General features: G+C 44.3%; 17 protein-coding genes. 11 read left to right on the top strand and 6 right to left on the bottom strand.

Going from position 1 to position 19,296, the window contains the following annotated elements:
• Positions 1-19 precede the first annotated feature (19 nt).
• The 5 genes from LOZ91_RS07410 to LOZ91_RS07430 all read left to right on the top strand — a co-directional run bounded on the left by LOZ91_RS07410 (position 20) and on the right by LOZ91_RS07430 (position 5,301).
• A complete protein-coding gene (locus tag LOZ91_RS07410; RefSeq protein ID WP_005172582.1) occupies positions 20-604 on the top strand; it encodes a cob(I)yrinic acid a,c-diamide adenosyltransferase in 585 nt (194 codons plus the stop codon).
• Positions 605-746: 142 nt separating this feature from the next.
• Positions 747-1,460, top strand: coding sequence for a glycerophosphodiester phosphodiesterase (locus LOZ91_RS07415; protein ID WP_100329210.1), 714 nt, complete (start codon positions 747-749; stop codon positions 1,458-1,460).
• A gap of 440 nt (positions 1,461-1,900) precedes the next feature.
• Positions 1,901-3,064: an acyl-CoA desaturase gene (locus LOZ91_RS07420; protein WP_005095770.1), complete on the top strand. Its 1,164-nt coding sequence runs from the start codon at positions 1,901-1,903 to the stop codon at positions 3,062-3,064.
• Positions 3,065-3,198: 134 nt separating this feature from the next.
• Positions 3,199-4,644, top strand: a complete 1,446-nt coding sequence (locus LOZ91_RS07425; RefSeq protein WP_244782924.1) for a protein adenylyltransferase SelO family protein — start codon at positions 3,199-3,201, stop codon at positions 4,642-4,644.
• A gap of 18 nt (positions 4,645-4,662) precedes the next feature.
• On the top strand, positions 4,663-5,301 hold the full coding sequence (locus LOZ91_RS07430; RefSeq protein ID WP_225553108.1) for a hypothetical protein: 639 nt from the start codon (positions 4,663-4,665) through the stop codon (positions 5,299-5,301).
• 44 nt (positions 5,302-5,345) lie between these two features.
• Here LOZ91_RS07430 and LOZ91_RS07435 read toward each other — a convergent pair whose 3' ends face one another.
• Both LOZ91_RS07435 and baeS read right to left on the bottom strand, forming a co-directional pair.
• On the bottom strand, positions 5,346-6,032 hold the full coding sequence (locus tag LOZ91_RS07435) for a response regulator (RefSeq protein ID WP_004278304.1): 687 nt from the start codon (positions 6,030-6,032) through the stop codon (positions 5,346-5,348).
• A gap of 13 nt (positions 6,033-6,045) precedes the next feature.
• The gene (baeS, locus tag LOZ91_RS07440) at positions 6,046-7,698 is read right to left on the bottom strand and encodes a sensor histidine kinase efflux regulator BaeS (protein WP_005095758.1); all 1,653 of its coding nucleotides are present in this window, start codon (positions 7,696-7,698) and stop codon (positions 6,046-6,048) included.
• A 135-nt stretch (positions 7,699-7,833) separates the two neighbouring features.
• On the opposite strand from baeS, the gene LOZ91_RS07445 reads away from it, so the two are divergent.
• The 3 genes from LOZ91_RS07445 (at position 7,834) to LOZ91_RS07455 (ending at position 12,501) form a co-directional block, all read left to right on the top strand.
• Positions 7,834-8,445 carry a hypothetical protein gene (locus LOZ91_RS07445; RefSeq protein ID WP_244782925.1) on the top strand — a complete coding sequence of 204 codons (612 nt, stop codon included), beginning with the start codon at positions 7,834-7,836 and terminating at the stop codon, positions 8,443-8,445.
• Positions 8,446-8,748: 303 nt separating this feature from the next.
• Positions 8,749-10,551, top strand: a complete 1,803-nt coding sequence (locus LOZ91_RS07450; protein ID WP_005095752.1) for an acyl-CoA dehydrogenase C-terminal domain-containing protein — start codon at positions 8,749-8,751, stop codon at positions 10,549-10,551.
• 168 nt (positions 10,552-10,719) lie between these two features.
• Positions 10,720-12,501, top strand: coding sequence for an acyl-CoA dehydrogenase C-terminal domain-containing protein (locus LOZ91_RS07455; RefSeq protein WP_244782927.1), 1,782 nt, complete (start codon positions 10,720-10,722; stop codon positions 12,499-12,501).
• Between the two features lie 63 nt (positions 12,502-12,564).
• Here the strand turns inward: LOZ91_RS07455 and LOZ91_RS07460 are convergent, their stop codons facing one another.
• Complete coding sequence (locus LOZ91_RS07460; RefSeq protein ID WP_005095746.1) at positions 12,565-12,771, bottom strand: hypothetical protein; 207 nt, start codon at positions 12,769-12,771, stop codon at positions 12,565-12,567.
• Positions 12,772-12,944: 173 nt separating this feature from the next.
• On the opposite strand from LOZ91_RS07460, the gene LOZ91_RS07465 reads away from it, so the two are divergent.
• The gene (locus LOZ91_RS07465; protein ID WP_005095743.1) at positions 12,945-13,442 is read left to right on the top strand and encodes a phosphate-starvation-inducible PsiE family protein; all 498 of its coding nucleotides are present in this window, start codon (positions 12,945-12,947) and stop codon (positions 13,440-13,442) included.
• Positions 13,443-13,480: 38 nt separating this feature from the next.
• Here the strand turns inward: LOZ91_RS07465 and LOZ91_RS07470 are convergent, their stop codons facing one another.
• Positions 13,481-13,936, bottom strand: coding sequence for an RcnB family protein (locus LOZ91_RS07470; RefSeq protein ID WP_005095740.1), 456 nt, complete (start codon positions 13,934-13,936; stop codon positions 13,481-13,483).
• Between the two features lie 179 nt (positions 13,937-14,115).
• On the opposite strand from LOZ91_RS07470, the gene LOZ91_RS07475 reads away from it, so the two are divergent.
• Positions 14,116-14,568 (top strand): hypothetical protein, encoded by a 453-nt coding sequence (locus LOZ91_RS07475; RefSeq protein WP_005095738.1) that lies wholly within the window; start codon positions 14,116-14,118, stop codon positions 14,566-14,568.
• An 83-nt stretch (positions 14,569-14,651) separates the two neighbouring features.
• Here LOZ91_RS07475 and LOZ91_RS07480 read toward each other — a convergent pair whose 3' ends face one another.
• Together LOZ91_RS07480 and znuD are read right to left on the bottom strand one after the other, a co-directional pair.
• Complete coding sequence (locus LOZ91_RS07480; protein WP_244782929.1) at positions 14,652-16,115, bottom strand: phospholipase D-like domain-containing protein; 1,464 nt, start codon at positions 16,113-16,115, stop codon at positions 14,652-14,654.
• A 105-nt stretch (positions 16,116-16,220) separates the two neighbouring features.
• Entirely contained in the window at positions 16,221-18,359 is a 2,139-nt protein-coding gene (znuD, locus tag LOZ91_RS07485) for a zinc piracy TonB-dependent receptor ZnuD (RefSeq protein ID WP_244782931.1), read from the bottom strand.
• Positions 18,360-18,499: 140 nt separating this feature from the next.
• On the opposite strand from znuD, the gene LOZ91_RS07490 reads away from it, so the two are divergent.
• Positions 18,500-19,264, top strand: a complete 765-nt coding sequence (locus LOZ91_RS07490; RefSeq protein ID WP_244782933.1) for a DUF4184 family protein — start codon at positions 18,500-18,502, stop codon at positions 19,262-19,264.
• Positions 19,265-19,296 lie beyond the last annotated feature (32 nt).

The following is a 19,296-nucleotide window of genomic DNA, read 5'->3' on the forward strand; positions in this document are numbered from 1 at the left end:
TAAAAATCAAGGAAATCACATGGGTCACCGTTTAAGTAAGATTTATACCCGCACAGGCGATTCAGGCACCACAGGTTTGGGTGATGGTTCTCGCGTTGCCAAAGACGATTTACGTATTGATGCGCTCGGTGATGTGGATGAACTCAATGCCGTGATTGGTGTATTACGTGCACAGATTTCAGCAAGCACGATTGAAGATAAAGCCACTTGGGACAAATCTTTAAGCCTGATTCAACACTGGTTATTTGATCTCGGTGGTGAAGTGTGTATTCCGGGTTTTAATCTGGTACAACCTGTGTCGATTGATTTTTTAGAAAATGATATCGACCGTATGAATGAAGCCTTGCCAATGCTCAAAGACTTTATTCTGCCTGCCGGCACTTTAGTCTGCAGCTTTGCCCATCAGGCGCGCGCAGTCTGCCGCCGGGCAGAACGTAGCGTGATGTCAGTCCACTCTCGCGACCAGAATATTCAGGCAGCGTCGCTACAACTGCTGAACCGTTTATCAGACTGGCTATTTGTAGCATCGCGCACCTTGCAACGCAGCGAGGGCGGTTCAGAAGTGCTGTGGCAAAAAAATATCAATGACAGCATCGAAAACTAGAATTATTTCTTGATTCTAAATCTAAAAATACGCGTCAGATGTATCTTGATTTTACAGTGCATCTGACGACAATAAGCCTTATCATCTTTTTGTCACATAGCACGCATACAATGAAATCAACTTCTCAATTTATGGGCAGTCTATGCGCATAATTGGTCATCGTGGTGCACGTGGCGAAGCCCCTGAAAATACCCTAGGCGGTTTTCAATATATTCAAGACATCGGTATTCGCGCCGTTGAGTTTGATGTGCGTCAGCTCAAAGACAATGCCTTAATCATCATGCATGATGACGACTTTGTGCGAACCACAGGTTTGCAAAAGCATTTATATGAATGCAATCGTCAAGATCTTGCACACTATAATCATGCTGTGACCTGGTCAGACTGGAATAAAGTCGAAGCCACTCCCCTTTTAAATCAGACCTTAAATGTCATTCGAGACTTTGAGCATATTGAAGTCGAAATCAAAAGTGTCGATTCCGAAGCTGCGGCTGAGAAAATTGCACTGGACGTTGCACAGCAACTGCAAGGCTATGAGCAGGCGGCCATCATTACCAGTTTTGATGCCAAAGTCCTACAAGCCTTCAAACAGCAAAATTCCCGGCTAAAACGCGGTTTACTCATCGAAACCGACCTAAAATATCAAGCGATTGATCAGGCGCTAGAACTGGATTGCTGTCATATTGGCTGGATGAATGAGCTGGCCAGCAAAGACCTGATTCAGGCCACCCAGGCTGCTGAATTGAATATCAGTGTCTGGACGGTCAATGATGTGAGCCGAGCCAAAGAGCTGCGTGATTGGGGAATTCAAGGGCTGATTACCGATTACCCAAAACTGATGCTGCAGCAACTCTAAAAAACACCCTGATTATTGATCAGTTCAAATCGTTTTATTTAAGACAGCTCGATTTCATGTCAAGCTATTAAAGCGTGTCTGACTTTTAGATTGATTCGACTTGAATGTTAAATTAATTTTCTATGAGATATATTCTGCAAATTTTCTGGCAATATTGTAGAAATGATGAACAGTTAAATCGCTTAATATTAGCCCAATTAAATAGTCTAAAAGACCGATAATCCTCAGTCACTTAGTCGAAAATCAAGCCCCGTCTAGACTGGCAAAATGGTCGTTTTTGCCCTACTTATCCTGTTACTGACAAGTACAATACAACCGTACAATAATGCTAGTGATGCTATAGGCCACATGCTAATATAAACAAGATAGGCTGCTGTTAAAATCAACAGTGGTTTCTGCTTTTTGTTAAACCTTCCGAGGTTCTAGGAGTGCTGTTGGAGATGAATGCTCCCTTACCCAAAGCCCCCATTAACTGGATTGCGGTGTTTGCATTGGTGTTATTACCCATTGTCGCACTGATTGCAATTCCGTTATATGCGTATCACCATGATTTTAGCGCCGCCGCTTGGATCAGCATGTTTGTTTTACTGGGCGTAAGCAGCCTTGGCATTACAGCAGGATACCATCGCCTGTGGGCACATCGTGCTTATGAAGCCACTCTACCATTAAAAATCATCTTAATGATTATGGGTACATTTGCTGTACAGAATAGTATCTTGTTCTGGGCATCTGGTCACCGTACTCATCATCGTCATGTCGATGATGTGGATCAAGATCCGTACTCGATCAACAAAGGTTTCTGGTATGCACATATCGGCTGGATGTTACGTGATTATCCATCAGGTGTGGCAAACTATAAAAATGCGCCAGATCTGTTAAAAGACAAAGTCGTCATGTTTCAGGACAAATACTATATTCCATTAGTGATTGCCGTTCATGCTGCTATTTTGCTTCCAATTGGCTGGGCAGTCGGCGATGTCTGGGGAGTCTTGCTGCTGGGTGGATTAGTGCGTTTAATCCTGAGCCATCATGTGACTTTCTTCATCAACTCGCTGTGTCACATGTGGGGTAATCGTCCTTATACCGACGAGAACACTGCACGTGACAACTTCGTACTTGCGATTGCCACCTGGGGTGAGGGTTATCATAATTACCACCACATTTTCCAGTACGATTACCGTAATGGCGTGAAATGGTGGCAATACGATCCAACCAAATGGTTGATCTGGACCTGCTCTAAACTGGGTTTAGCCAAAAACTTACGTCGTATTCCTAGCTTTAATATCAAAAAAGCGGAACTGGCGATGAAGTTTAAATATGCTGAACAGGATCTTGCGGTCTATGGTCATGATGTTTCTGAAGACATCATTACTGTGAAAACCAAGATTGCTCAGGAATATGATGCCTTTACCCAAACTTTAAATGACTGGGCCAAACTGAAAGAGCAAGAAATTCAGGTGAAAAAGGCTTCTATGGCAGAAAAAATTCACCAGATGGATGACAAACTGAAAGTTGAATTCCAGCTGGTTGAACAGCGTTTATCCCATCACCGGGCAACCTTGAATCTACTGGTTCGTAATTTGAAAAAATCAGCAGTATCTTAATAAAAACTGCTCACAAAAAAGCCCCAATCGGGGCTTTTTTATGTCTGAAAGATAACTTGAACTCTCGTTTATACAACAGTTTTCTACAGGCAACTTTGTTATAGTCAAGGTATTCCAAGCCTGTACTGAGTGCCATGTATTTTAACTCTCGTTATCAAACCCTTCCTGCTGCCCTTTATCACCATCAAGTTCCGCTGCCGTTGAAAGGCGCAAAAGCCGGGCATTTTAACGTAGCTTTGGCAGAACAACTGCAATGGTCAGATGATGATAAAGCGCAATGGGTCGAGATGTGTAGTGGTCAGAAAGTCTTTGCTGAGTTTCAACCCTTGGCCATGGTCTACGCAGGTCATCAGTTTGGACAGTGGGCCGGACAATTGGGAGATGGTCGCGGCCTGTTAATTGCACAGATTCTTGATCAGGAAGGTCAGACTATTGACCTGCATTTAAAAGGTGCGGGTGCAACGCCCTATTCACGCATGGGTGATGGGCGTGCAGTACTGCGTTCGGTGATTCGTGAATATCTGGCGGGTCATGCATTAAATGCTTTGGGTGTGGCGGCGAGCAATGCGGTTGGCTTTACTTCCTCAACGCAAGGCATTCAACGCGAAAGGCTGGAGCCGGGTGCGATGATGTTACGTACCTCAGATTGTCATATCCGTTTCGGGCATTTTGAATGGATCAATCAATATCAGCCGGAGTTATTGGCTGAATTTACCCAGAAATGTATTGAATGGCATTATCCGGAATGCCTGCAAGCCGAACAGCCGCTATTAGCCTTTGCCACAAAAGTCATTCAGCGCACAGCGGTGATGATTGCCAAATGGCAACTGGTTGGCTTCGCGCATGGCGTGATGAATACTGACAACCTGAATATTACCGGTTCAACTTTGGACTTTGGTCCTTATGGCTTTATGGAGCGCTTCCGTCCGAACTGGATCAATAACCATTCGGATTATCAGGGGCGTTATACCTATCAGCAACAACCAAGTATCGGGCACTGGAACTTGTGGCAATGGTTAAACAATCTGGTTCCCCTCTGCCCTGCGGATTATGACAAAGAACAATGGAAACAGGATCTGGCCTGCTGTCTGGAACATTATGAGCAGACGTTCTTGGAACATTACAAACATGGTTTAAACCAGAAAATGGGCTTGCCAAGTTTTCATAAAGACAGTTTTGATTGTGCGATGGCATTTCTACGCATTTTGCAAAGCGAGCAACTGGACTACACTCAGAGTTTTATCCGTCTGCAAAATAAAGACTATGAAGCCATGAAAGACGATTGTCTGGATCGTCGTCAGTTTGAAGCATTCTTGGCGCAATATGAAAGCATTCGCGAACAACAGGATATTGAAGAATTAGACGCCGCCATGCAACTGGCCAATCCGCATTATATTCTGCGTAATCATATGGCACAGAAAGCCATTGAACTGGCAGAGCGGGATGATTTTTCTGAAGTAGATCGTTTATTTAAACTATTGAGCCAGCCTTATCTAAAACAGCCAGATCTGGAACAGCCTGAAGATTTAGCGCCATTGCCAAGTGATGTGCCTGAAGTGATGGTGAGTTGTTCGTCTTAATAAATAGACTCAAAAAACATGCAAAAAATTGATCAAACTAAACTGACACATGAAATTATTGAAACAGCATATAAGCTGCTTACTCACAAACTCGCATTTGGAGGATTAATTACACATAACGAAAGTGCTTTCCAATTAGAACTAGGACATATTTTAAAAACACTTGGGCAGTTATATGAGTTTAGGTTAAGCGACAAATTCCATTTAGAGTTTGAAACATTTTTACCTTTAAAAACAACGAGTATTAAGAGTCAATCTGAGCGAGCAAGAATTGATATTTTAATTCGTTATCAAGATGGTAATCATCAAACTTGTGCTGCTATAGAACTAAAATTCTTTAAGAAAAGTAACCATCGGGAACCTAACAACCGCTACGATGTCTTTAAAGATCTTTCAAATTTAGAACTTTACAAGAAAAATGGAGTCGACATTTGTTATTTCATTCTCGCAACTGATCATGCCCACTATTGCAACCAAATAAAATATTCAGATGATACCCGTGATTTTGATTTCAGGCATAAAAGTACGTACAAAGAAGGAACGATATTAAGTTATAGAACTCCTAAGCCTTACGGAAACGATATTACACTCATGCAAGACTATGAGTTTTTATGGGACCAGATTAACGATTTATATTTTCTGAAAGTACAAGTTTAAATAAATGTGGATGGTTAATAATTACATCCACATTTATTTTTTAATCAGTCTTCGGGATATTCAAAACGGTAACCAACACCGTACACTGCCTGAATCCACTCATGGCGGTTACCGGTTTCAGCCGCATCTGAAATCTTACGGCGCAAATTCTTGATATGACTGTCAATGACCCGGTCTGCGACATCAAAACTGTCCGGATTGATATGATCCAGCAATTGCGCACGTGAATAGACCTGTCCGACATGTTCCAGGAATAACTCCAGCAAACGGAATTCGGTCGGCGTTAAATTCAAGGCTTTTTGTTGATACCAGATGCGCTGTTGTGATTTGTCCATACGAAATAAATCATTGCTTTCCGGTTCTGATTTACGATCCAGACGACGTAACACAGCCTGTACGCGCGCAACCAGTTCTTTCGGACTAAATGGTTTACAGAGATAATCATCTGCACCCATATTCAGACCCAACACACGGTCAATTTCTTCGGTACGCGCGGTCACCATAATAATCGGCAAATCTGACTGTTCACGCACTTTACGGCAAATGGTCAGACCGTCCATACGCGGCACCATCAAGTCCAAAATCATCAGACTCGGTTTACGCTGGGTAAAACTGTTATATGCTTCCTGCCCATCATGAAACATACTGACCTCAAAACCAGCAGCTTCCAGATAGTCTCGCACCAATTGTGCAAGTTCGATTTCATCTTCAACCAGCATGACATGTTTCATCAATATATTTCCTTTAGGGTTTCATTTGTTTAGGAAAACTCAGTTTGCAGCGTAAACCACCCAGTGGTGAATGCGCAAAGCTTAAGCTGCCACCCAGCGCCTGCGTAATTTTACATGATAATGCCAAACCAAGCCCAGTTCCGCCAGTCGCCCGGGTACGCGAATCATCGACACGGTAGAAACGCTCGCCAATCCGCGCCAGTTGCTCATCGCTCAAACCAAATGGGCTGTCATCGACATATAAGCTCCATTCTTTCTCATCCTGCATGCTATGAATATGCACCTGCCCGCCCGCTTCAGTATAGCGAATACTGTTACTGAGCAAGTTCGCCACAATCTGTTTAAAGCGGTCCAGATCCAGATTTAACTCAGTATCTTCGCCATTTGCGGTGACCGTCAATTTGGCCTGTTCAAAGTTTGGCTGGAAGTTGATCAGTTCCTGCTGTACCACCTCCCACGGATTCACCGTCGAGAAGTAAAATTGCAATTGCTGCGCATCGGCCTGTGCCAATGCGGCCAGATCCTGTGTCAGTTTTTTCAGGCTGGTGACCTGCGCCAGCATGGAAGCAAAATGTTCAGGGGTGGGTTTACGAATCCCATCCTGCATCGCTTCAATCTGTGCCTGCAATACCGCCAGTGGCGTTTTCAATTCATGTGAGGTATCTGCCACCCATTGACGGCGTGAGGTTTCATGCTGATCCAGAATCACAGCCAAGGCATTTAATTCATTGGACAAATCACCCAATTCATCATTGCGGTTGACTTTGACCTGATACTGATAATTGCCTTGGGTCAGAGCACGCGTACCATTCAGCAAACGTTGAATTGGTTTCTTGAAATAAGTCGCCAATAACAAGGAGGCAATCAGACTGGCCAAAATACTGAGCGCATAGACCAAGAACAAATAACGCTTTTGATTACTAAAAAAATTAATACTTAAGGCATCATCCTGATCCAGAACCGGCTTTAAGCCCAGATAGCCGACAATCTGATTATTCACCATAATCGGGCGATAGGAAATCTGCTCATCTGAAGCCTCACCGACCACAAAGCGCCGTTTTGCATCATACAGCGAAAGACGTGAACTGAGACCAAGACGGTCCGGCATCTGGATAAACTGCTTCTTGCCGGTCGGCTGCTGTGCTGCTTGTTCGCCATTCTTACGGTCAGTTCTAAACAGATTCTGATTGGAACTCAGCGGAAATTTTAGGCCTTCAAAGGGCTGAAACTGCGAGGGTAGATTGGAAGCCAGGAGGCGTAACTCTTCTTCATTGACCTGACGCGGTGGCAAAGCCGGATCGACCATACTGGGTGCGACTTGAACCAGGGTCTGTTCCTGAAAATAGCGCTGCTGCAAGGCAATATCATACTGACGGCGCAGCCACCAGCGTGATAAACGGTCATAATCATCTGGCGCAGCTTCCCCTTCCATTTGTAGAATCTGGGCCTGAATCGCATTGCCCCAGTCCTGATACACCGCATAGACATCCGCCAGATTTTTAATCACATAATCCAGTTTCTGCATTTCGACATCAGCCACATAGCGGGCGAAATTACGCTGCATATTCAGATGCAGTACACCCAGACTCACTGTGGTAATAACCAGCGTGGTCAACAGTACGGTCAAAAATAGACGTAATGCAATCGGAATACGACGAATGTTCAAAACAGAAATCTCAATTTTTCTTCTATATTCATTATTGTAGCGAACATGGCATCAAAAAACTCTTCATTGTTTCTTCATCTTTATTGTTTAATCTTTACCTGACATAAAATCAGGTTCTTGACGGGAATAAATACAATGCAAGCCATGACAAAAATAGCCTTAATCAGCGCCAGTGTTCTTTCTATGGGGGCTTTGACTGCCTGTCAATCTACCAGTAATGTACCGAACAATGAGCATCGCCAAATGATGAAACATCATCATGAGGGTAAAAAACAGCATCATCTTTCGCCTGAACAGCGTGAGCAGTTTAAGGAAAAGCGTGCGGAACGTCTGCAATTTGCCAAACAGCTGCAACAGGCCTGTGACAATAAAGCCGTAGGTTCAGCGGTTCAAATCAAGGCCGGTGATAAAACCATTGATGGCAATTGCACTATCGTTTTTAAAGCCGATCGTAAAAACATGAAAGGCGAGCGCGGCGAACACCGCGGTATGAAAGGTGAACATCGTCCAATGCGTGCCGATGTCCGTGGTGGCATGATGCGCGGTGAAGCATTAACTGATGCAAAACGTGCAGAATTGACCAAACAGTTTGATCAACGTCTGGCTCAGCGTCAGGCACAACAACAAGCAATGCTGCAAGCCTGTCAAGGCAAGAAAGATGGTACTGCTGCACAGATCAAAGCAGGTGAACAAACAGTGAATGGTCAATGTCATGTTCGTTTCCAGCCCAAAACATCTGCCTATTAATGCATAGGAATCAATGATTCACGACAAGCACCTTCGGGTGCTTTTTTATTGCGTGCTATTTACCCTGGATAGTTGACTATTCGTATCATACAAAATATGACTAAAGCCTTTATACTCAATATGTTTAATACGTCATGCATATTAATCTTTGACTTTACAGTCACCAAGAAATCCCCCTGAAAAGCTTGTACCGCAGGGGAAGATGTTGCAGGATTAGAATCATTCCAAACCGTGTCAGTGAAGATACGTTTTTAGTTCATCTAAGATTATAACGCTGGTTAAACCAGTATTGAGGAAACCGATATGCCACAATACAAAGCGCCTTTACGTGATATGCAATTTGTGTTGCATGAATTATTAAATGCTGAACAACACTATGCAAATCTCCCTGCATTCCAAGAAAACGTAAGCCGTGAACTGGTAGATCAGTACTTAGAAGCTGCGGCTGATTTCTGTGAAAATGAACTTTCTCCGATTAACCAGGCGGGCGACCGTGAAGGTTGTACCTGGAATGACGGCGTGGTGACTACACCAACAGGCTTTAAAGAAGCGTATCAAAAATACATCGAGCTGGGCTTCCCTTCACTTTCTGCTGAAGAACAGTATGGCGGTCAAGGCTTACCGAACTCTTTAGGGATTACCATCTCTGAAATGGTCGGTACTGCGAACTGGGCATGGGGCATGTACCCTGGCCTGTCTCACGGTGCGGTTCGTACTTTAGAACACCACGGTTCAGCTGAACAAAAAGATGCTTACCTGCCTAAACTGGTTTCAGGTGAGTGGACGGGTACCATGTGCCTGACCGAGTCGCATGCAGGTTCTGACCTGGGTATTATCCGTACCAAAGCCGAGCCACAAGCAGATGGCAGCTACGCCATTTCTGGCGAGAAAATCTTCATCTCTGCGGGTGAACACGACATGGCTGAAAACATCATCCATATCGTACTGGCACGTTTACCGGGCGCACCGAAAGGTACCAAAGGTATTTCATTATTCATCGTACCGAAGTTCAACCTGAATGCCGATGGCTCTATTGCCGATCGCAATGGCGTACGTTGTGGTTCAATCGAACATAAAATGGGGATCCACGGTAACGCAACCTGTGTGATCAACTTCGATAACGCGAAAGGCTTCCTGATTGGCCCTGAAAACCGTGGTCTGAACTGCATGTTCACCTTCATGAACACCGCACGTATCGGTACGGCAGTACAAGGTCTGGCAGCGTCTGAAGGTTCTTTCCAGGGTGCACTTGCCTACGCCAAAGACCGTCTGGCGATGCGTTCACTGTCTGGCCCTAAAAACCCGGAAAAAGAAGCAGATCCAATCATTGTGCATCCAGCTGTACGTAACATGCTGCTAACCCAAAAAGCATATGCTGAAGCAGGTCGCGCACTGGTTTACCTGTTGGCGCAATATGCGGACGTGGTTGAACATGCTGTAGAAGAAGCCGATCGTAAATTTGCAGACAATATCTTGTCTCTACTTACCCCAATCGCAAAAGCATTCCTGACTGAAACCGGTTCTGAAGCTGCGAAACACGGTGTGCAGGTCTTCGGTGGTCATGGCTTTATTTCTGAGCATGGCATGGAGCAAATCGTACGTGATACACGTATTGCCTGTTTGTACGAAGGTACCACTGAAATTCAGGCGCTGGACTTGTTAGGTCGTAAAGTGTTGGGTACGCAAGGTGCGATGTTGAAAGACTTCACCAAGATGATCCACAAATTTGCTGAAGCGCACAAAGACAATGCTGCAATGAAAGAATTCGTTGAGCCATTGGCTGCCTTGAACAAGGAATGGGGCGACCTGACCATGCAAATTGGTATGCGTGCGATGCAAAACCCTGAAGAAGTCGGTGCAGCTGCGGTCGATTACCTGTACTTCTCTGGTTATGTCACCCTGGCTTACCTATGGGCACGTATGGCACTGGTTGCTCAAGAGCAACTGGCTGCTGGCACCACTGAAGTTGACTTCTACAATGCCAAAGTGACCACTGCACGCTTCTACTTCAAGAAAATCCTGCCACGCGTTCGTTCACATGTTGACGTGATCGCAACAGGTGTAGAGCCATTGATGAACCTGGATGCAGAACATTTCGCATTCTAAGTTAGTCTCAGACTAGCTACATTTCAGAAAAAGGACGGTCAATCAACAGGCAGTCCTTTTTCTTTATAAAGAGTTACAGAATTAACCTTTAGTCGTCTAACATTCAGATTTTGAGTGTTTTAGACTGATTAAAACTCATTTAATCAAACAATAAACAGGTGACACACCATGCCAATTTATAACGCGCCACTTGCCGATATGAAATTCATCCTGAACGATGTCTTCAATGCAGAACCGTTCTGGCAGGCCAATGAAAATCTAGCGCATCTGGATGCTGCGACAGCAGAAGCGATTCTTGAAGAAATGGCAAAATTTTCGCAAAACGTCATGCTTCCACTGAACCGTACAGGTGATGAAGAAGGCGCAAAAATTGAAAATGGCAATGTGACCACACCTGCTGGCTTTAAAGAAGCATTCAAACAATATGCAGAAGGCGGCTGGATTGGTCTGGGCGCAGATATGGAATGGGGCGGCCAGGAAATGCCGAAAATGCTGACAGTACTTTCTGATGAAATGCTGTTCGCGACCAACCCATCTTTTATGCTGTATCCACTGCTTTCTGTTGGTGCAGGCATGGCGTTGAATAGCTATGCTTCACAAGCACAAAAAGAAACCTATTTACCTAAAATTTATTCGGGCGAATGGTCAGGCACCATGTGCTTAACTGAACCACATGCCGGTACTGATCTGGGTATTATCAAGACCAAAGCTGAACGTAACGAAGACGGCACTTATAGCATCAGCGGCACCAAGATTTTCATCACTGGCGGTGACCATGACCTGACGGAAAACATCATTCATTTAGTTCTGGCAAAAACCCCAGATGCGCCTGCCGGCTCTCGTGGTATTTCCCTCTTCATCGTACCGAAATTCCTGGTGAATGAAGATGGTTCTATTGGCGAACGTAACCCGGTCGGCCCAGGTTCAATCGAACACAAGATGGGAATCAAGGCATCAGCAACCTGTGTAATGAACTTTGACGGTGCGAAAGGTTACCTCGTTGGTAAAGAAAATGAAGGTCTCGCTGCAATGTTCGTAATGATGAACTATGAACGCCTGTCCATGGGGATTCAGGGCTTAGGTGCTTCTGAATTTGCTTATCAAAATGCTGCACAATATGCCACAGACCGTTTACAGGGTCGCAGTGCGGCTGGCGTTCAATCACCAAACAAACCGGCGGACAGTATTCTGGTGCATGGTGATGTACGCCGTATGCTGCTGAATGTACGTGCCAACAATGAAGCGTCTCGTGCCTTTGCAGTTTATGTCGGTCAGCAACTGGACATTACCAAGTTCTCTACCGATCCAGAAGCGGTGAAAAAAGCCAATGACCGCGTGGCACTACTCACGCCAATCGCAAAAGCCTATTTAACCGATACTGCCTTCCAGGCAACATTAGATGCGCAAATGGTGTTTGGTGGTCATGGCTATATCCGTGAATGGGGTGTGGAACAATGTATCCGTGACCTGCGTATTTCCCAGATCTATGAAGGCACCAACGGCGTACAGTCACAAGATTTAATCGGTCGTAAAACCATTAAATGTGGCGGTGAATATATCTCTGAATATATCTCTGAAATCCGTGACTTTGCCAACAGTCTGGATGCAGACCTAAACTTCATTAAAGACGCCACTTTGGATGCAGCGACTGAAGTCGAATCGGTGACTCAGTTTATTCTGGAAGCAGCAAGAGAAAGTCATGATTTCCCGAACTCGACCGCGGTCGACTATCTGCACGCTGTCGGTCTGCTCAGCTTCTCGTATATGTTCGCACGTATTGCCAATGCTGCGAAAAATAAAGAGGGCGAGTTCTATCAAAACAAACTGGCTTTGGCGAATTATTTTGTGCAACGCATTCTGCCTGAGCTGGCTCTACGCATCACCAAAGTAAAATCAGGTTCTGACCTGATCATGAACTTCTCTGAAGATTACTTCACGACTCAAGCTTAAGCTGAAACAGCCATAATCAAAAACGCCTGCTTGATGCAGGCGTTTTTGATTGCAATTCGAAACTTAAACTTTCTGAATCATTAAAGAATCCGGTTGATTATTGCTTTTCGGATTCAGATGTTTATTCACAATTTTGATATTCCCCTCTGACTCTAAAGACTCGCAGAGTTCCACCACCTTTTGCATATCTTCAGCCTTAATGCCTACGCCGAGGATTAATTTTTTTCCGGCTTCTAATTGGTCAATTTTTGTTTGAATTTTATCTAACACTTTTTTCTCCTATTTATTCAATGTACCACCCATACAATATAGCAATTTAGTCTAAAAAAAGCGCAAAAGTTCAAATAATTTAATCTTTATTTTTCATCCAATCATTCTGTGCATAATTTTTGCAGGTTATTCTATAAGTATTGTTTATATCACATAAAAATCAGGAGGATCTTATGCCGAAACCCCATCCCAAAGTTGAAAAACTTGAAGCCCTCCTCGACCGTTTTGGTAATCTTGCTGTAGAAAGTTTTCATTATATTGCGCTGTTTATTATTGGCTGTATGGTGATCTGGTCCGCTGGCCATACCGTCATCGATATTCTGACCGTGAAACAGTTCGCCACCATTGACGATATTCTTTTACTGTTCATCTATCTCGAACTCGGTGCCATGGTGGGGATCTATTTTAAAACCAATCATATGCCGGTACGCTTCCTGATTTATATTGCCATTACCGCACTGACCCGCTTGCTCATTGCGGACATTCAGCACACGCATAAAGCCAGTATGGATCTGGTGATTATTACCGGTTCGATCCTGATTATGGCATTTGCCATTTTAGTGGTGCGCTATGCGTCATGGACCTATCCATCGGTGATTCGTGACAAACACAGCGAGAAACCAGTGCCACAAGGCAAAACGCCTCGTCCGGAAGATGATGAGTTGGCTTGATATAAAAAATCCCCCTTGAATAAAGGGGGATTTTTAACTTAACGATTCGGCACCAGCACATAACGTCCATTTTCATAAATCCAGTAACTGCCACGCGGTGGTGCAGGTAAGCCCAGACGCTGCCAGTCACTGATAACGCTATATCTTGAACTTTCAATTCGAGCCACATTCGGATCGCCATTCACCCAGCTATAGCTATTGGAATTTTGATAAATCGTGGTCGGTGCCTGATACTGGATATTGAGACCACTTTGACTTTGAGCAGGCGGATAACCCCAATGGGTCGGTCGTTGCGGGTAATGTGGTCTAGGTGGCATCGGACGCTGCGGATAAGAGTGCCGTGGTGGATCATAAGAGCGTGATGGTGCAGCGCGGTAATTCGGCTTAGAACGTTCAACCCCTGTATATCCGCCCCAAGCGTTTCCGGCCATCGTCTGTGCAGAAGCCCCCAATAGCAATGCAGCAAATATTGCACTCAATAACACTATTTTCATTTGAGCTTCCTCTCAATCACTCGTTTATATTTTAAACAAAATAAATGCAGAAAATATGAATACGCTTACTGACCCTGCAATTTTTTGTAATGTGCCTGCGTATTTTCAATCTAGCAGGCCCATCGGCAGGCGACTGCTTTATGCTAAAATCACTTTTTTAATGTTTCGAGTTGAATACTGTGTCTGATTTAAATTTCGATCGTTTACATGAATATTTTTCTAAAGTGCCGAGTGTTCAAAAAGAACGGATTGATAGCTATGGTTCAGATGGCAAACAGGCATGGTGGTTTAAATTTCAGATCAATGTAGATCATCCGTTGGCTTGGCAGACCGTACAGGAACTAGGTCATGTCCTGAATTATATTTCTAAAAATGAACGTCTTCCGACTCAGTTCCTGCCAGTATCGCCACCACCGTATATGAATGGTGTCGCCAAAGATTTCTTGTCTTGGGTGATTCAATGTAATCATGCCAATTTCCCGCCAGATGTAGTCTGTGACTGGCTAGAAGCGCGTTTACCCAATCCGGTCGACCATGAAGAGCAATGGAAAATTAAAACGGATCTTGCTGAACTTGAAGCATTGTCCGATAAAGAACTGGATGAACTGGTTCCACCGAATCCGGAGCCTTAAAAAATCCCTCCTACCCTCCCTTTAAAAAAGGGAGGTAAAGTCCCTCTTTTCAAAAGAGGGATTTAGGGAGATTATTAGAGATGCTAAAACGTCGACCAGCCGCTCCATTCCATAAAGCGGTACAGCCAATATTTAGACCATGAATTGTCTTCATATTGTCTATAGTCCACACTCATCACACGGCCATTCAGATTTGACCATGCACCATCAAAATATTGTTGGGCATCTTTAAACACTTCTGCCTGATGCTGACCCAGCACGCGCATATTGGTTTCCAGATTATAGTTTTTCAGATTGCGTGCGGTGAAATTGGCCGAACCTAAAATCATTTCAGCCTGTTGAGCATTACGCTTCATCAATATTTTGCTATGACATTGCTCACCCTGGGTATTGCACCAGCGTACATCAATGCCTGCCTTGTGCAGTTCCGAAGCCACCTGCCGGTTTGGAATCCCGTTTTTCTCACGGCCAAAGGCATCTTTATTGGGATCGAGTAAAACCCGAACCTTAACCTTGCGTTCATGCGCCGCGATCAGACTTTTAATAATCTTGCGCTCGGACAGATAAAACATGGCCAGATCAATCTGTTCATTTTTTTTCGCCGTCTGAATCAGATTTAAAGTCGCATCATAAATGGCTTTTTCCGTCAGGACCTGCACCTGTGGCTGGGTAGATTCTGCCTGAAAATCACCCGCGATAATGGCTGGCATATTGGCCTGTGACATGATGCCGACCGATTGTTCTGTTCTCAGAATATCCACGGCTGTGGTTCCCCAGACCAATAAACCGATATTGGAATGCCGCGAACTCCCATCATGCGGATTCATGGAGGTGACCAGCGCTTTCCAGCCCTGATCGGTGTCTACCACCAAAGTTTTACGATGATTGGCTTTAAAGTTAAATAAATCAAAATAACTGCGCAGGGTAATTTTTTCTGGGCCAAATGGATTCGGTAACCAGCCTTTTTCCGGATTATTACCAATGCCCTGGCAACATAAATACCAGAACCCCGACCAGCTCGGATTGGACGCCCGCAAAGGGATCAGATTGGTTTCAATCACATCTATACCATGCTGACGTAACTTGCGATACTGCTCGGACTGAATTCCGCCATAGACTGAATTGATCGGATCGGTAATGAACTTGATTTCAACTTGCGGTTGCAACAGGCGTTTACTGATTAAGGCATCGCTCAACTGTTGACTCAATGCCTGATGTTCCTGTGTCGAGGCACCGGTTTGCTGATTAAATAAAAACAGATCCAGTACAATCAGTGATTTGGCCTCTTCAATCATCTTCAGCATTTCATTAAAAATACGATGATCTAAGTGCTGTTTTCCTTCGGCATCCAGATAAGTCCGATCGGCCAGAAACTTGACTTCGGCATGGCGCAGCTTGCCGGTGTAATTCAGACCTTCTGGTAAAGGCTTATAAGTATGATAAACAGCAGATGCCAGATAACTGACCGCCAGTAGACTGATAATCAATGCCGCATAACGGCGATTTGACCAGTTCAGTTTATTGTGAATTCGTTGAAAGATACGCATAAGAAAAAACCTAACCCAATATGCTCAGGCTAGGTTTTATCAGATGATTTTTCAAGTCAATTTCAGTGACATCTCTTTGATTTGGTCAGTTATTTCATCACTGCCTTAGAAATCATACTGCACACCGACGCTAAAGTTACGACCGACTTGCGGAATATTCGACAGGAATGAAGTATGGGAATAGACCTGATCATCGAGCAGGTTATTGGCCTTGAAATACACCCGATAAGCCTTGTTATCTGCAAGGGTATTGGTATAGCTTAAGCCCAGATTGACCATGTTGTAGCCTTGGGTTTCCTCTTCATAACTGGCAATTTTGTCCTGATTGAAGACATGATAATATTCAGCCAGACCTGACCAGCCATCGGCAAAATCTGCTTCCACTTTGCTGCCTAAGCGACCGGCAGGAATACGTGGTGCATTCTCAGCTTCAATTTTGCCACGCACGTAATCGCCAAAGACACTCAGCTTGTACATATCATTGATCTGATAACCGGCTTGAGCCTCAGTGCCATAGAATCTGGCCTGGTCTTGGGTATATTGCACGCCGCGCAAATTACCTTTCTGCGCTACCGTTTCGCCATAAATATAATCATCAAACCAGTTGTGATAGACATGCACATGGTAATCCAGTTTATCCCCTGCATAGTGCAGACCTAATTCAAGATTATTTGACCTTTCTTTATCAAGATCAGGATTCCCCACTTCATAGGTATTGGTCGCAAAATGCAGACCATCAGCATACAGCTCTTGCGCTAGAGGCAAACGCTGTTGATGTGATCCCACTACAGACAGTTTGTAATTCGGTGCAAACTCCCAATTCGCAGCGGCAGAGGCAGAAACACCCGTACCGGAATAATCTTTTTGCTCCGAATCCACTTTTACTTTTTGATGATCGACACGTGCTCCAAGTTCAACATGAACATCGCCGAACTGCTTATGTTCTAAAGCAAAAAGGCTGTATTTTTGGGTTTTGGTATCTGCCATCAACACATCATGATTATGATCCGCATGCTCACTCTGATCGTGTTCATGTCCTTCATGATCGTGTTCTGCATGACTATGCGATTCTGGAGCCGATAAATTAATTTTCTGCTGTGAAAGCTGGGTGCCAATGACACCTTCCCAACCTGCAACAGGAACCTGTACCAGCTCTAAACGTGCATCATAACCCTTACTTTTAAAGTTGCTGATGACTGCATTTTCTTCCAGTTCATCATGTTCATAATCGGTAAAGCTGGCATGCGCACGCAACTTGTCAAAACCGGCAAAAGGTTGTTCTAGCTCGGTACGAACATCATAACGCTCAGAGTTTAAATCTACCCACGGCCCCGCTGTTTCTTCATGATCATGCTCATCTTCGCCCGGTTTTGGACAGTGAAAATGATCGCCATGAATTTCACAGCCATGATATTCATGGCTGTGTCCTGGCAGACCATACTGATCCTGACGGTCGCTATAAGACAAACCAACAAAACCACGGTCATGGATCCATGAACCGCCAATATTCACCGTTTGCCCTTCGGCAAAGGTATTGTCTACACGGCGCTGTTTATGAAAATGTGAGTGATCTCCATGAGACTCTTCAACGACATAATCTGGTGCAATATAATCATTGGCCTTACGTTTTGAGCCTTCTACACGCAAAGCAAAGTTTTCACCAATTCCAGCCGTAATTCCTGCACTCGCCAGTTTCTCATCACTACCGGTGTTATAGCGCAGACCGACTGTACCTTCCAGACCATCTTCAGGCATTTGCGTTGGAATTTTCTGATCGGTGACATTGACCAGACCACCCACTGTTCCTGCTGCATAGAGTAACGTCGATGGCCCACGAATCACTTCGACCTGTTTTGCCAAAATCGGATCGACGGTGACGGCGTGATCTGGAGATAACGTCGAAACATCGGCTGTCTCTGAAGCATGCTGCAAGACTTTGACACGTGGCCCATCTTGCCCACGAATCACCGGACGGCTGGCCCCCGTACCAAACTGGTTAGAATATACGCCCAGTTCATCTGCCAATGCATCTCCAATGGTGGTTGCACGTTCAGACAAGGCTTTCTGATCTACAACATGATCCGCTACCGCGAAATCCGCCGCAGTCTGCACCAATGGATGAGCTTGCACCTGAATCGTGTCCATGGTCTGAACAGGGATAGAAGATGGGGATTGCTCTGCAAATACTGTAGGCGCAACTACAGCAAAAATTGACAATGTTATTAGATTCTTAGGGAAGGACATGACCGAAGCTCAAATTCAGTAATCTGGATTAATGTTATAATATAACATTTCATTATTTTTGCAATCCTTTACGATAATCAGTGCTATATTTTATTAGAATGTCCTTTGAATACTTTTGATTACATTAAAATATTGTCTTTATGCCCTTTACCTTATCGCATGCTGTGCTTGCTCCACCTATTTCATATTTGACTGGGAATAGACTTCCTGTTGCTGCGCTGGCAATTGGGAGCATGGTTCCCGATCTGCATCGCTTGTTTACTCATACTAATTCGAATATCACCCATTTATGGTCTTCTCTGATTCATCCAGATCTCTGGATTGGTTTGGCTTTTTGTGCCGTCTGGTACCTGATTTACCGGCCCGTGATTTACCGTTTCATCGGTATTCAGCATGATTTAAAGATTCACAATATCCTTTCAGCACTAAAATTCATCCTGGTGATGTGTCTGGCAGTCATCATTGGTACAGCCACCCATTTAATCTGGGATGGAATAACCCATGTCGATTTTCGAACTTTTGCCTTCCATGAAGTCTTAGCCCAACATTTTCAGTTGTTTGGACAAAGTTATCCACTGCACCGGATTTTACAGATTGGCACGTCCATGATTGTTTTGCCGTTTATGCTGTGGATGAGTGCGCACTACTATAAAAAGCATAAGCAATATCTGGCAGTCAGCCGAAAAATCAAATCGTTTGCCTGGGGCTTATTGCTCTTTTCTATATTTACCGGCCTATTTTCGGTCTGGGATTATGCGCGCTATATTTCTACGGAAGTCTGGCGATCGGATCTCTATTATTTTACTGGTCGCTCTATCAATGAATTTAGTCAAGGCTTTTTGATCACCTTCAGTCTGGGCTGTTTATTGTTTTTATTTTTAGACAGAGATCGCAGGATGGGTTAAACAAAGCACTGGCTTTCCCCTATTCACTTTAA

Origin of the sequence: Acinetobacter sp. F-1, from assembly GCF_022869025.1 — a bacterium.
GTDB classification, from domain to species: domain Bacteria; phylum Pseudomonadota; class Gammaproteobacteria; order Pseudomonadales; family Moraxellaceae; genus Acinetobacter; species Acinetobacter pseudolwoffii.